At 68.6% G+C, this 14,120-nt stretch carries 10 protein-coding genes; 4 read left to right on the top strand and 6 right to left on the bottom strand.

Features of this window, described 5'->3' with window-relative positions; genetic code table 11:
• From glcE to GJV26_RS29750, 4 genes are all read left to right on the top strand, one after another.
• Positions 1 to 1,059 (top strand): glycolate oxidase subunit GlcE, encoded by a 1,059-nt coding sequence (gene glcE, locus GJV26_RS02130; RefSeq protein WP_155707263.1) that lies wholly within the window; start codon positions 1 to 3, stop codon positions 1,057 to 1,059.
• Between the two features lie 2 nt (positions 1,060 to 1,061).
• On the top strand, positions 1,062 to 2,348 hold the full coding sequence (gene glcF, locus GJV26_RS02125) for a glycolate oxidase subunit GlcF (RefSeq protein WP_155707261.1): 1,287 nt from the start codon (positions 1,062 to 1,064) through the stop codon (positions 2,346 to 2,348).
• 163 nt (positions 2,349 to 2,511) lie between these two features.
• Positions 2,512 to 3,771 carry a tyrosinase family protein gene (locus tag GJV26_RS02120; protein ID WP_173346118.1) on the top strand — a complete coding sequence of 420 codons (1,260 nt, stop codon included), beginning with the start codon at positions 2,512 to 2,514 and terminating at the stop codon, positions 3,769 to 3,771.
• Entirely contained in the window at positions 3,687 to 4,034 is a 348-nt protein-coding gene (locus GJV26_RS29750) for a hypothetical protein (RefSeq protein ID WP_173346117.1), read from the top strand. Before GJV26_RS02120 ends, GJV26_RS29750 begins: the two co-directional genes overlap by 85 nt.
• Positions 4,035 to 4,082: 48 nt before the next feature.
• On the opposite strand, the gene GJV26_RS02115 is transcribed toward GJV26_RS29750, so the two are convergent.
• The 6 genes from GJV26_RS02115 to GJV26_RS02090 all read right to left on the bottom strand — a co-directional run bounded on the left by GJV26_RS02115 (position 4,083) and on the right by GJV26_RS02090 (position 14,093).
• Entirely contained in the window at positions 4,083 to 4,730 is a 648-nt protein-coding gene (locus GJV26_RS02115) for an NUDIX hydrolase (protein ID WP_155707257.1), read from the bottom strand.
• 120 nt (positions 4,731 to 4,850) lie between these two features.
• Complete coding sequence (locus GJV26_RS02110) at positions 4,851 to 5,633, bottom strand: ThuA domain-containing protein (protein WP_189442371.1); 783 nt, start codon at positions 5,631 to 5,633, stop codon at positions 4,851 to 4,853.
• Between the two features lie 33 nt (positions 5,634 to 5,666).
• Complete coding sequence (locus tag GJV26_RS02105) at positions 5,667 to 6,584, bottom strand: alpha/beta hydrolase (protein WP_155707255.1); 918 nt, start codon at positions 6,582 to 6,584, stop codon at positions 5,667 to 5,669.
• Positions 6,585 to 6,586: 2 nt separating this feature from the next.
• Positions 6,587 to 9,595, bottom strand: a complete 3,009-nt coding sequence (locus GJV26_RS02100) for a glycosyl hydrolase family 28-related protein (protein WP_155707253.1) — start codon at positions 9,593 to 9,595, stop codon at positions 6,587 to 6,589.
• Between the two features lie 95 nt (positions 9,596 to 9,690).
• Entirely contained in the window at positions 9,691 to 11,001 is a 1,311-nt protein-coding gene (locus tag GJV26_RS02095) for a gluconate:H+ symporter (RefSeq protein ID WP_229427930.1), read from the bottom strand.
• Positions 11,002 to 11,015: 14 nt separating this feature from the next.
• Complete coding sequence (locus GJV26_RS02090) at positions 11,016 to 14,093, bottom strand: TonB-dependent receptor plug domain-containing protein (RefSeq protein WP_155707251.1); 3,078 nt, start codon at positions 14,091 to 14,093, stop codon at positions 11,016 to 11,018.
• Positions 14,094 to 14,120 lie beyond the last annotated feature (27 nt).

The following is a 14,120-nucleotide window of genomic DNA, read 5'->3' as shown; positions in this document are numbered from 1 at the left end:
ATGGACGACATTCTGGACAGCTTTCGTGAACGCGTGCTGCGCGCCGGGCGGGACAGGGCGCCGCTGCGCCTGCGCGGCGGCGGCAGCAAGGACTGGTACGGCCGCCCGCCCAAAGGCGCGCTGCTGGAAACGGCCGGCTACCGCGGCATCGCCAGCTACGAGCCGACCGAGCTGGTGATCACCGCGCGCTGCGGCACGCCGCTCGCCGAGGTGGAGGCGGTGCTGGCCGGGCAGGGGCAGATGCTGGCCTTCGAGCCGCCGCACTTCGGCCCCGCCACCATCGGCGGCGTGGTGGCGAGCGGCCTGGCCGGGCCGCGCCGCCAGGCCGCCGGCGCGGTGCGCGACTTCGTGCTGGGCGCCACGTTGATGGATGGGCGCGGCGAAGTGCTGCGGTTCGGCGGCCAGGTCATGAAGAACGTGGCGGGTTACGACGTTTCGCGCCTGCTGGCCGGATCGCTGGGCATGCTGGGGCTGATACTGGAGGTGTCGCTGAAGGTGCTGCCCCTGCCCGCGGCCGAAAGCACGTTGCGCCTGGCGCTCGACCAGGAAGCCGCGCTGCGGCACCTGAACGCCTGGGCGGGGCAGCCGTTGCCGCTGTCGGCCAGTGCCTGGCACGACGGCATGCTGGCCGTGCGCCTGTCCGGCGCCGGGGCGGCCGTGGAAGCGGCCGCGCGCCGCCTCGGCGGCGAGGCGCTGCCCGCGGCGGCGGCCGAAGCATTCTGGCGCGATATCCGCGAACAGCGCCACGCCTTCTTCGACCCCGCCGCGCCGCTGTGGCGGCTGTCGGTGCCCACCGCGGCCCCGGTGCTGGCGCACGGGGGCCCGCAACTGATCGAATGGGGCGGCGGCCAGCGCTGGCTGCGAGCCGACGATGCACCGGAAGCCATCCGCGCGCTGGCCGCGCAGCACGGCGGCCATGCCACCCAGTACCGCGGCGCCGCGCGGCACGACGTGTTCCATCCGCTGGCGCCGGCCATCCACGCGATCCACCGCAACCTGAAAAAAGCATTCGACCCGGCCGGCATCTTCAACCCCGGCCGCATGTACGGAGACCTGTGATCATGCAAACGAATCTCGCTCCCCAATACAGGGAAACGCCGGAAGGGCAGGAAGCCGAAGCGATCCTGCGCCAGTGCGTGCATTGCGGCTTTTGCACGGCCACGTGCCCCACCTACCAGCTGCTTGGCGACGAACTCGACGGCCCACGCGGCCGCATCTACCTGATCAAGCAGGTGCTGGAAGGCGCCACGCCCGGGCCTTCCACGCAACTGCACCTGGACCGCTGCCTCACGTGCCGCAACTGCGAAACCACGTGCCCGTCCGGCGTGCAGTACGGCAGGCTGCTCGACATCGGGCGTCATCTCGTCGACCGGCAGGTGGCGCGGCCGGCCGCGCAGCGCGCCGCCCGCACGCTGCTGCGGGAAGTCCTGCCGCGCGCGCTGGTGTTCAAACCCCTGATGCGGGCGGGCCAATGGCTGCGGCCGGCGTTGCCCGCCGCGCTGCGCGCCAAGGTCGCGCGCCCGGCCCCGGCGGGGGAGTGGCCCCGCTCCGGCCACGCCCGCAAGATGCTGCTGCTCGATGGCTGCGTGCAGCCGTCGATGGCGCCGAACATCAATGCGGCTACCGCACGGGTGTTCGATGCGCTCGGTATCGAGCTGGTCATTGCTCCGAAGGCGGGTTGTTGCGGCGCCATCCGCTACCACCTGAACGACCAGGCCGGCGGGCTGGACGACATGCGGCGCAACATCGATGCGTGGTGGCCGCTGGTGGAGGCGGGCGCCGAAGCCATCGTGATGACGGCATCGGGCTGCGGCGCCACCGTCAAGGAATACGGACACCTGCTGCGGCACGACGCCGCGTATGCCGGCAAGGCCGGCCGCATTTCCGCGCTGACGAAGGACGTCAGCGAAATCCTCTGCGGCTTCCAGGATGCGCTGGTGGAGCTGATCAACGGGCGGACCGGTGCCGGGCAGGAGCACAAGGTAGCGTTTCATCCGCCATGCACGCTGCAGCACGGCCAGCAGATCCGCGGCAAGGTGGAAGGATTGCTGCGCGCGGTGGGCATCGACGTGCGGCTGTGCGCGGACAGCCACCTGTGCTGCGGTTCGGCCGGCACCTACTCGCTGCTGCAGCCGGAATTGTCCGGCCAGCTGCGCGAGCGCAAGCTGGCGGCGCTGCATGCCACCGGAGCCGACGAGATCGTGTCGGCCAATATCGGTTGCCAGAGCCATCTGCAGGGCGGCACGGCGATGCCGGTCGGGCACTGGATCGAACTGCTCGACCGGCTGTCGAGCCGATCCCGTGGACCATCCGCCGCTTCCCCGGGAACGACCATACCCGGCGCCTGATGTCAATGCATTACACCCCGGAAGTTTGATCGTGCCGTAACCCCGTGCCGATATGCATTTTGCTCACCTTGCATGCCGGTATCCACGGACGATCATGGGCACAGGGCCCGGCCGCGCGCGGCGGCATCGGGCTCCCAACAGTCGCGACTGCGAAGGGGGTGATATGTCGACATTTTCGCGCCGGGAGTTCCTGAAGACGGGCGGGCTGGCTGCCGGCCTCGTGCTGCTGCCTTCCGTGGGCGCCGCGGCGCAGAACTGCGTCATGACACGTTACAGCCTCGCCAGCAACAAGGGCAGGCGGATGCTCCAGACCTATGCGGACAGCGTCTGGCGGATGAACAATCCGCTGACGCAACCGGAAGCGAGCCCGCGTTCCTGGATGTTCCAGTGGTACACGCACATGGTGCGCGGCGACCGCGGCAAGGCTGCCGAGCTCAGCCGGGTTTATCCCCTCGGCGGCACCGCGATGGCGCTGGCCAACGAAATGTGGAACACCTGCCAGTCGCATCTCGGGCAGCCGCAACAATACTTCCTGCCATGGCACCGGATGTATCTCCGTTACCTGGAGGAAATCGTCCGAGCGGTTTCCGGCGATCCGTGTTTCACGATGCCTTACTGGGACTACACCGATCCCGCGCAGCAGGCGTTGCCCGTCGAATTCAGGCAACGCTTCCATCCCCGCTGGGGCGCGCTGTACCGCGAGGAGCGGTATCCGGAAATCAATGCGGGCACGCCGCTGCCCGCGGGCCGGGCCGGGTTCGGCCTCAATCTCGACTGCATGAAGTCGGGCAGTTACAACCCCTTCAATGGCGACGCCGGCTTTTGCGCGAACATCGACGGCATGGTGCATGGCGCGGCCCACCTCGATATCGGCACGCAGCTCGGCATGGCCACCGTGCCCTGGGCCGCCAGCGATCCGGTATTCTGGGTTCACCACTGCAATATCGACCGCATCTGGGCCAGCTGGAACCGCCTGGGCGGTCGTAATCCCTCCGATCCGGCATTCCTCGACAAGGCCTTCGTGTTTGCCAACGGCGGCGGCACGCGGGCCGAAACACAGATCCGCGACGCCGTTTCCGTGCCCGCGGCCGCTTACGATACCTACCTGAGCCGTCCGCCGGGAAGCCTGCCTTTCCAGGGCGCGGCAAGCCAGGGGCGGCAAGCCTCGACGCGGAACAGAAACAGCCGGCCGCGCTGGAGACGAACGAGGCCGGGGTGGATGGCAACATCGATATCGGCAACGCGCCGGCGACCGTGGCGCTGGTCGCCGGCGCCGCCCTCGACCGCGAGCCGCCCGGCTCGCAGGCCCCGTGGCGGCGGCCCGGCGCCCAGGTCATCGTGTCGATCGAGGGACGCACCGCCACCGGTTTCGTGCCGGTCGCCTTCAACGTCTACCTGCACGGCACCCGCAACGGCCCGCTGAAGCCGGGAACCCCGGCGCACATCGGGCAGTTGCATTTCTTCGGGCTGGAAACCGGGCATGGGCAGGAGGGGCACGACGGGAACGACGGGCACGGGCCGGACGGGCCGGAAAGCAGGGATATCAGCTTCGTGTTGCGCAACGATACCCGCGCCTACCTCGCCGGGCTCGATCCCCGCGAGCTGGCGGTCACGTTCGTGCCCGTCGGGGTGGCCAACGGTCCCTGGCGCGCGGCGGTGCGCCGCGTCGCGCTCGTGGTGCGGTGACCGGCGCGGCGGCTTGCGACCTGTTGCCGCCCCGGACCGCTTCCGCCATCAGCGCCGGTGCGATTCGATCCATTCCCGCGCCGCCTTGATCACGGGATAATCGTTCAGGTGTACCGCCACCCGGTCCAGCTGCGCGATGGGCACCAGGTGTACCGCCTGCGTTTCCCAGCCCATCGCGGCCGGCGTGCCGCCGAGGCGTCGGGCGATGTAGTACCGCGTGAAGGTCAGTGTCCGCCGGCAGTCGGCCAGGAAGGCCACGAGCTGGACCTGCAAGCCCGCCTCCTCGAAGGTCTCGCGGAGCGCCGTGCAGTGCAGGCCGGCGCCGGAATCGGCGCGCCCTTTCGGGAACGTGGCGCTGTAGCCGCCATAGCGGTTCGATGGCGCGACGAGCCACACGCGCCCGTCATCCTCGACGATCACCGTGCCGGCCGCCGCGCACATGCCGGCAGGCGGAACGAAGGGCGGTTCTTCCAGCAGCGAGCGGTCGGCCAGCGCCGTCCATCCGGCCGGCGTGTCCGGCACGGCGGTCCACGGTGCCAGGGGAATGCCGTTGACCGCGTCCGGCAGGGCGCCGCCAGGCAATACCGTCGCGAGCCGGGCCGGGTCCAGCCACGATGCGGGCGCGGTCGGCGTGGAGGGAATGCGGATGACGACGGGGTTGCCGTCGTCGTCCGGGCAGGGGTGCAGTTGGGGCATCGGGTCTTTGCGTTCGGGGAAATGGAATTGCTTGCGCGCCGAAGGAGATCTTAACAAGGATAACCTGATGCGAGGTGCACATTGCGGGCGCGCGCGACGGTGCCGGAACGACGCACGAATTCATTGCCGGACAGCGCCGCCGACCTGCCCCTTGCCGATCGCCGCCCAGTAGATCCCTCCCACCAGGTGCCCCAGGTATTGCGGATCGCGATACATTTCGCCGTTGTGCCCGAGCGTCGTGACGAACACGCGGCCCTTTTCCACGTGGTGGTACCAGGCGATCGGATGATCCTTGCCCATTGGCTGCACCGATTGTCCCGGCCAGATCCTCGTCGGATCGTAGCTGCTCTCGTCGACACCCAGTACCGTGTTGATCTTCACATCGTAGGGATTGGTGGTCACATAGAACTCGTCGCTCCAGATCCACCGGTCGGGCAGGCCGAACGCGGCGGGAAAACCCTTGTCGACGACCGTGACGACACCGGTCTGCAGCATCGGATGCGGCCCGACGCTCCGTCCCACCAGTTTTTCGTACCACACCCATCCGTTTGGCGGCGTGATGGCGGCGCGGTGCACGACGACAGCGTTGCCACCGCCGCGCATGTACGCCTCGAATTTCGCACGCTGCGCCGGGTTCAGTTCCTCGCCGGGCGTATTCAGGAACATCACGGCGCCATACTGTGCCAGATCGCCGTCGAACACGCCGGGCTTGTTCGTATACGTGACTTCGAACGAGTGCAGTTTCGCCAGCCGTTCCAGGCTGTCGCGTGCGATCGGGATGTATTCGTAGTGGTACTTGCCCGGCATGGCCAGCACGAGCAGCTTGAACTGGCTGTCGGCGTGCGTATCGCCGGCGGCCACCAATACCGTGGCCGCGGCCACGGTGATCAAAAAAGGTTTCACGGAAGCTCCTCGATGTCGGGGACGCGTTGCGGCTCAGGGGGCGGGTACGCCTTCGGGCGGGCGGCCCGGCCGGCCGTCCCGCGCGACCAGCCAGCCGCCATCGGCCAGCCAGTCCGACAGCCGGTCGGGCCAGTGCTGCAGCGAGACGCGCTCGCCGCGCTGGCCCACGTTGAATGCGTGATCCGTATCGGCGTACAGGTGCAGCTCGGCGGAGACCCCGGCCGCCACCAGTTGCTGGTACAGCGCGAGAGTCGGCGGCATGCAGCAGGCGTCGCGCGAGCCGGCCACCAGGAATGCCGGCGGCGCCTGCCCGGCGGCGCCGGCCGGCACGCCGAGCGGGCCGGGATAGACCAGCACCTGGAAATCGGGCCGCGCGCTGGCGCTGTCCACCGCATCGCGTGGCACGAACCCCGGCGGTGGCGGGTTGTCCGCCACCAGCGACACCAGCTCGCCGCCCGCCGAGAACCCCATCGCGCCGATGCGCGCCGGATCGACGCCGTATCCCGCGGCGTGGGTGCGCACCCATCGCACGGCGCGGCGCAGGTCGGCGGCGGCATCGCCCTCGATCGTGTAGCCGGAACCCTCCTCGCGCGCCAGCCGGTACTTCAGCACGAAAGCCGTCACGCCGATACGGTTCAGGTTCTTCGCGGCGGCCACGCCTTCGTTCTGGAACACCAGCATCCGGTGGCCGCCGCCCGGCACCACGATGACCGCCGCGCCGTTCGCATGGCGCGGGTCGGCGCGCATGACGGTCAACGACGGGTCATGCACGTTGCTGAAGTAGACGCCTTCCTTCACGGTTTCCGGTTCGCCGTGCCGCTTCCCGGCGCCGGGCGCGCCGTCGGGCCACAACGGGATGGCGGCTTCCTGGGCGGGCGCGGCAGGACAGGCAAGAACGGCGAAGACCAGCGCAAAGGCGGGCAGGGCAGCGAAACCGGCTTGCTTGGGCATGGTCAGATCCTTGTCGAATACAGGCTGTGGTGGGTCAGGATGAACAGGGTGCGCCGGTCCGGCCCGCCGAAGATCAGCTGCAGCGGGCGTTCCGGCACGTCGATGCGCCCCGTCTGCGTGCCGTCGGGCGCGTAGATGAAGACCTGGCCGTTGGCCACGTAGATATTGCCCGCGCCGTCCACGGTCGCGCTTTCCCCTCCGCGGTCGGCCACCTGCTTCAGGCCGGTGATGGCGCCGCCCGCGCCGAGCACGCCGCTGAACGTGCGGTTCTCGGAACCGTTGGTGAACACCACCCGTTCGCCGATGCGGGCGCTGGTGAAGCCGTGCGTGTCCAGCGTGTCCGACCAGCGAAAGCCCAGGTGATCCGTGGGCCCCTGGCGCAGCACGCGCCAGGCCGGCAGTACCAGCGAGCCGTCCGGCGACACGTACTCCTGCGGCTTCGGCAGCGCCACATCGCGGGCGAACATTTCGGCCAGCGTGGTGAACTCGTAGGTGTGCGGGTCCAGCTGGTCCCTGAACTCGCCGTTCTGCCAGAAATTGACGGGCACCGCCACGCGCGCATCCCGCCGCGGTCCCGCCGCAGTGGGCTTGATCATCGTGACCTCGGTACCGGGCGTGCCCGGCCTGAACGCATACACCGAAGCTTGCGGGCCGTACGACGACAGCACCATCACGTTGCCGCTGCCGTCGATGGCCAGGTTGACCGGGTCGAGCGGCGCATCGCGGATCACTTCCAGGCCGCGGTCGGCGCTGTAGCCATAGATGCGGCGCCAGTGGCGGTCAACGAAGTACAGCTTGCCCGCGGCATCGACGGCCGCGCCGGCGATCGACCAGAAGCCCGTTTCCAGCTTGTCGACCTTGCCCAGCGGCGAAGGCGCGCTCTTTTGCAGTCCCGAGTAGTCGAGCACCGCGAACTCGCGCTCGCGCACGTCGATCTTGTTCGTCACGTCGCGGATCGCGTTTTCGTACGGATACTTGGAGGCGCGCAGGTAGGTGGCGCAGCCGTTCTCGTCGCACGTGGAAAAGCCGCTCTCGCCATTGACGTGCACGTTGCGGAAGCGGATGTCCGACGAGTTCGTGATCGTCACCGCCGCCGGCATGGGCTTGAGCGAACGCGTCACGCGATAGCCGTGGTAGTTCGCGAACAGCAGGTTCTTCGAATTGCGGATCTCGATCGATACCGCATCCATGCCGTCGCGCACTTCCTCTTCCGTCTGCGGCGCGAGGAATTCCCAGTTTTCCACGCCATCCAGCACGATCTCGGCGCGCACGTGGTGCTCGGCCGACAGCTCGTACACGTGGCCCGGCGTCTTCGTGTTCGACACGTAGAAGCCGGCCTGCGCATAGCCGCTCGGCGACCAGATGCCGGAAAACGTGCCGCCGCCGCCGTCGGTCACCCACACGCTCGGGTACTGGCGGTCCCAGTGGGCGGTGGTGTCGAACTTGCCGTCCTTCCTGTAGGGATCCGGGCGGCTGCCGTCGTAGAGGCGGGTGCCGTGGCCGCCCTGGATGCGCACGTCGTCCACCAGCGACCGCTCGCCGGCACGCCACAGCAGCGCCACGGCGCGCCCGTTGACTTCCCCGGTGGCCAGGCCGATGCCCGAGACGATGGCATCGCCGCCGCGCGCGCTTTCCAGCAGCGCCTTCGGGCCGTCCACGCCCTGGTACTTCGGCGAACCGTTCGGGATCAGCAGCTGCGTCAGGCCGGGGTGCAGGCCGACCAGCACGGTGTCGGCCTTCAGCCGGATCGTGTCGTTGACGACATAGAAGCCCAGCGGCAGGTAGACCACGCGGCGGCTGTCGATGGCTTTCTGGAGCGCCGCGGTGTCGTCCGTGGTGCCGTCGCCCACCGCGCCGAAGGTGCGCACGTTGGCCCACTCCTGCGACGGCGGCAGGGGACGGAGCGCGCGCTGCGGCGCCGGCGTGCCGGCGGGCAGCGTGGCGGTCTTGTAGTTGGTCGCGAACCGGCCCGGTTCGCCAAGCTGCTTCAGCGTGAGGCCGTGGTTGAATTCGTCGACACGGTAATCGCGGCCATTGCCCCGGAGGACCTTGCCGCTGTCGCGGAAGCGCGCGAACACGGGCACATTGCGGGCGATGGCCTGTTCGAAGCCCACCTGCGTGTAGACATTGTTCTCGTTGCTGACGACGAGGGCCGCCTTTGACACGTTCTCGAAGCGCACGTCCTTGCCCCACAACCAGTCGCCGTAGCCGCGGTCGATCTCCACGCCCACCGGCGTGTCGCGGATCTCGACATTGACCATCGTCAGGCCGGCCTCGTGCTCGCGGATCGCCGCATCGCGCTGGCCTTCGAAGGTGGAATCCATCAGCGTGAACTGCCACGCCGGCGACGTCTTCTCGGCCAGGATGCCGTAGCGGCCGCCGTAGAAGCGCAGGTTGTAGCCGACATTGCCCACGTGGTAAATGCCGGCCAGGCCCGAGCCGGTGTGGAAATCGATGTGCGACAGGTTCGAGTGCTGCGCCGTGTGCATGCGCACCGCGGCGGCGGCCGGGTTGCCGGCGCCGATCTCGAAATCCACGTTCGACAGCGCCGAGTAGAACGTCGACGAGTTGGCATCCCGCACCGGCTTGTCCTGCGGGCTGAACGGCACCGCGCTGGGCACCGGCATCGGCACCTTGCCGACCCGGTACTGGTCGCCGCCGGTGAAGATCACCATGTTCGCCACGCCTTTCTGGAAACCGGGCGTCTTCGGCGCCAGCACGAACACCGGGCGGGTGGCGCCCACGCCGTACACGCGCACCGCCAGCGGGATCGTCAGCGTGCGCGTCAGCCGGTAGCGGCCGGAGGGCAGGAAGACGATGCCGCCTTGCTCGTCGTTCGCGGCCTTGTCGATCGCCGCCTGGAGCGCGGCCGTGTCGTCCGTCGCGCCGTCGCCTTTTGCATGCGCGACGATGGCGCGGGGATCGTCGGGCATCGCCTGGTAGGCGGAAACCGAAGCGGCCTGCGCCGCCGAAGCCGCCAGCGTGGCGGCCAGTAACAGGTGGGTTTTCATCGCTTGTCTCGTATTGTTATCTGTGAATTTCATGCTACTGCCGAGGCCGTGTCATGGGGTCAGGGACCATGACACGGCCTCGGCAGTAATCCTTGTCACCCCAGCGCCGCCGACAGCAGCAGCACGAACAGCAGCCCGAACACGCCGACCAGCGTTTCCATCAGGGTCCACGAGCAGAACGTGTCGCGCAGCGACAGGCCGAAGTATTCCTTGAACATCCAGAAGCCCGAGTCGTTCACGTGGCTGCACATCAGGCTGCCGGCGCCCACTGCGAGCACCATCAGGTTCGGGTTCGCGCCGGTGCTGTGCACCAGCGGTTCGACGATGCCGGCGGCCGTCACGCCGGCCACCGTGGCCGAGCCCAGGCAGATGCGGATCAGCGTGGCGACCAGCCAGCCCAGCACCAGCGGCGGCACCGGGGTTCCCGCCAGCAGGGTGCCGAGCTGGGCGCCGACGCCGGTTTCCACCAGCACCTGCTTGAGCGCCCCGGCGCCGGCGATGATCAGGAGGATCGGTGCGATTTCCCGCATCGCTTCCTGCGGGCCCTGCATCACCCGCGCGAGCTTCCAGCCACGCGCCAGCCCGAGCGTGACGATGGCCACCGCGTACGACAGCAGCATCACGATCAGCGGGTTGGACAGCACCGCCAGCGGCTGCGCCAGCGCCGGCCGCGCCATCGTCAGCAGCGTCGTCGCGCCCAGCAACACGACCGGCAGCAGCGCCGTGGCGAAGCTGTTGAAGACGCCGGGCAGGTCGCTGGCCGGCACGTCGGCGCCCCGGAAGATCGCCGCCGGCTCGCCACGGATGCGCTTCAGGGTCGTCGCGAACAGGGGACCGGCCAGGATCAGCGTCGGCACTGCCACGATCAGTCCGTACAGCAGCGTGGTGCCCATGTCCGCGTGCAGCGCCGCCACCAGCGCCACCGGTGCCGGGTGCGGTGGCAGGAAACCGTGCGCGATCGACAGGCCGGCCAGTACCGGAATCGCCAGCGCCACCGCCGGCCGGCCCGACTGGACCACCAGCGAGAAGATCAGCGGCACCAGCAGCACGAAGCCCACGTTGTAGTACAGCGGGATGCCGACGACGAAGCCGGTGATCGTGAGCGCGACCGGCAGCCGGCGCGGGCCCAGCGAATCGATCAGGCAGGTGGCGATGCGCCGGGCGGCGCCGCTGTCGGCGATCAGCTTGCCGAACACGGCGCCCAGGCAGATGGTCACCACCAGGGAGCCGAGCAGGTCGCCGATGCCTTTCTCGATCAGCGCCGGGATGCGCGCCGGCGGCACGCCCAGCAGCAGGGCGGCCACCAGCGCGGCCACCACGAAGGCCAGCAGCGGCTGCACCTTGCCCCACGCGATGAGGAGCGTCAGCAGGCCGACCGCCAGCAGCACGGAAAGCAGGTTCAGCACGTTGACCGGGCCTGTCAGTAGGTGCCGCGCAGGCCGATGCGGTACGTGCGGCCCACCACGTCGTACAGCGTGGGGTTGATCGCGAAGCTGGCGTTGGCCTGCGGCGCCGGCTCCGGATCGCGGTCGGCCAGGTTGTCGATCTTGAAGTAGGCCTGCAGCTGCTTGGAGATGTTGTAGCTGCCGCCGAAGTCGACGTACGTGGCGCCCTTCATCCTGTTGTCGTAAATCGTCGGGTGGATGATCGTCGATGCCGGGCAACCCGTCTGGCATTCGATGAACTCGTTGCTGTACACGCCGTCGCTGAACCAGCGCTCGCTGAGCGTGAGGCTCGCCTTGTCGTTTTCCCACGTCTGTTGCGCCAGCAGTTTCCACTTCGGCGTGCCGCCCAGGTTCACGCCCGCGCCCTCGGACGGGATCGTGCCGACCACGCCGGTGTTGGTGATGAAGTGCAGCGTGCGGGTGGCCAGCGCGCGGACCGTGAACCGGCCCGGCACGTTCAGCCTGGCCAGGCTGGTGCGGTATGCGGCTTCCAGGTCGACGCCCTTGGTGTGCAGCGACGCCAGGTTGAAGTTCTGCAGCGTGACGAAGTTGTTGCCCGGGTTGTTCAGCACGAGTGCCGAGCAGATTTCCTGGTTGCCGGCCACGCACAGGTCCACTTCCTGCTGCGCGTTCAGCGACGAGATGACATCGGTGACCTTGATGTCGAAGTAGTCGACCGATGCCGAGAAGCCCGGCGCCCACGACGGTTGCGACAGTACGACGCCGAACGAATTGTTGCGCGCCACTTCCGGCCGCAGGTTGGTGTTGCCCACGGTGCGCTGCTGCACGGAGATCGTGTTGCCCTGGTACTGCACCACGTTGTTGATGACTACCGGCGCAGCGAACAGCTCGGAAAGATTGGGAGCCCGCACGTCCTTCGAGGTGACCGCGCGCAGCCGCAGCCCGTCCACCGGCGTTTGCCAGGTGGCGCCGGCCTTCCATGTGTTGACGCTGCCCGCCGTGCTGTATTTCATCGGGCGGTCGGCCAGGTTCAGGTTGATTTCGCCCCAGCGTTCGGATTTCAGCAGCGGCATGTTCAATTCCACATAGGCTTCGCGCACGCTGTAGCTGCCGTCGCCGTTGTGATAGTTCCCCGCGTACCAGTTGTTGCCGACAGTCGTGTTCAGCAGCGGATCTGCCGGGTGCAGGGCGGTGTTGGGGGACAGTTCGTCCACGCCGGCGCCGTACGCATCGCCGCGCACCTGGTACTTCTCGCGGCGGTACTCGGCGCCGAACGCCATCAGTACCGGGCCGGCCCAGCCTTCCAGCGCTTCGCCGTTCATGTTGAAACTGGCCACGTCCTGGCTTTGCGTGGTGTGCTGGCGCGGGCCGTTCGGCGGCGCGATGTAGGCCCACCCGCCAGGGGAGACCGGGTTGTTGCCGATGATGTTGAGCGGCACGCAGCCGGAGGCCGCGGCCACCGGGTTGCGGCAGACGATATTGCCGGCCGGCGTGCGCACCGCGTCGATGGCGGCGTTGTAGCGCGCGTTCAGCGTGATGTCGTGGACGTTGATGGTGGTGGTGTTCTCGCCGCGCGTCGCATACGCGTCGTACGACCATTCCCTGCCGAACAGCGGCACCTTGCCGTCCGCGCCGATCACGAAGCGCCGCTGGGTGCGGGTCGGGTGCACGTTGATATTGGCGGGGAAGATGGCGTTGGCCGTGCCGTACTGGAAGCTGGTGATGTTGTTGGCGGCGCATGCGGCCTGGATCGACGCGGGCACGAACGGGTTGTCGCACTGGATCGTCAGGTTGGCGTTCTTGGCCGCGCCGGGGTTCGGCGAGAAGTGCGACTTGACCTGCGCCCAGTTGGCGGTGAAGTAGATCTCGTTGTCGGGGTTCAGGTCCCACGATACGCGGGTGTAGGCCACCTTGCGCTTCAGGTCCATCGCCAGGTTGGTGCCGGCGCCCACGCTGCCCGACAGGTCGCCGCCGACGCAGAACGGGTTCACGCAATTGGTCACGGCGCCGGTGCCGGTGGGCACGCCGCCCGAGCCGTACTGGAACCGGTACGGCACGCCGCCGTCGCCGAAGGCGGTACCCTGCAGCGGGCCGCTGGTGATCAGGCCGTATTTCGAGTACTGGTACTGCTGCGCATGATGGATCACCGTGTACTGCGGGCGCCCGTCGGTCGTCTGGCCCAGCGGGCGCACCTGGTAGGCGGAGTTCTTGAACCATGTGCGGCCGTTCGGGCCCACTTCGCCGAAGCCCGGCGAATCGATGCCGTTTTCCTTCATGAATTCGCCGCTGAGCGTGACGTGCAGGCGGTCGTCCAGCAAGCTCCCGCCCCATGCGGCCTGCAGCGTGCCATGTTCGTCGTCGTGGTATTTCGTCTGGCCGCCTTCGGCGTTGAACTTGAAGCCCTTGAATTTCTTGTCGGTGATGAAGTTGACGGCGCCGCCGATCGCATCCGAGCCATACGAGGCCGAGGCGCCGCCGGTCACCACGTCCACGCGCTTGACCAGCAGTTGCGGGAACTGGCTCACGTCCGTCACGCCGGTCACGTTGGCGCCGACCACGCGCTGGCCGTCCAGCAGCGTCAGCGTCCTGATCGTGCCCAGGCCGCGCAGGCTCAGGGACGAGAGGCCCTGGATGCCGCTGCTGGTGCTGTTGGTGCTGGTGGTGCGGCCCGTGCTGCCCTGCAGCGCCGGCAGTTCGGCCAGCGTGTTGAACAGGTTCGGCTTGGCGGCCCGTTCCAGGTCGGCGGTGGAAAGGCTGGTGGTCGGCGTGGGCTGCGTGAAGCCGCGCGCGGCGATGCGGGTGCCCGAGACCTGCACAACCTGGGTGGGCGCGCCCGGCGCTTCCGTACCGGTGGATGCCGGCGCCGGCACGGAGACCGCTTCCTGCGCGGGTGCCGGGGCGGTTTCGGCCCCGGCGCCGGTGCTGCCGTCGGCGCCGCTGGCGCCCGCGGTGTTGCCGTTTACACTGCCGTTGCTTTGATTGCCGCCGGGCGGCGTGCCCGCGGCCTGCTGGGCATGGCCCGGTACCGCCAGCAGCGCGCATGCGCTGGCGACCGCCAGGTTGATCAGGGTTCGTTGTGTCGGTGTACGCATGGTTGTCTCCACTCTTTTACGATCGGC

Source organism: Pseudoduganella dura, assembly GCF_009727155.1.
Taxonomy (GTDB): domain Bacteria; phylum Pseudomonadota; class Gammaproteobacteria; order Burkholderiales; family Burkholderiaceae_D; genus Rugamonas; species Rugamonas dura.
Note: the sequence above shows the minus strand (reverse complement) of the source record. Positions and strands in the feature narration are given on the sequence as shown.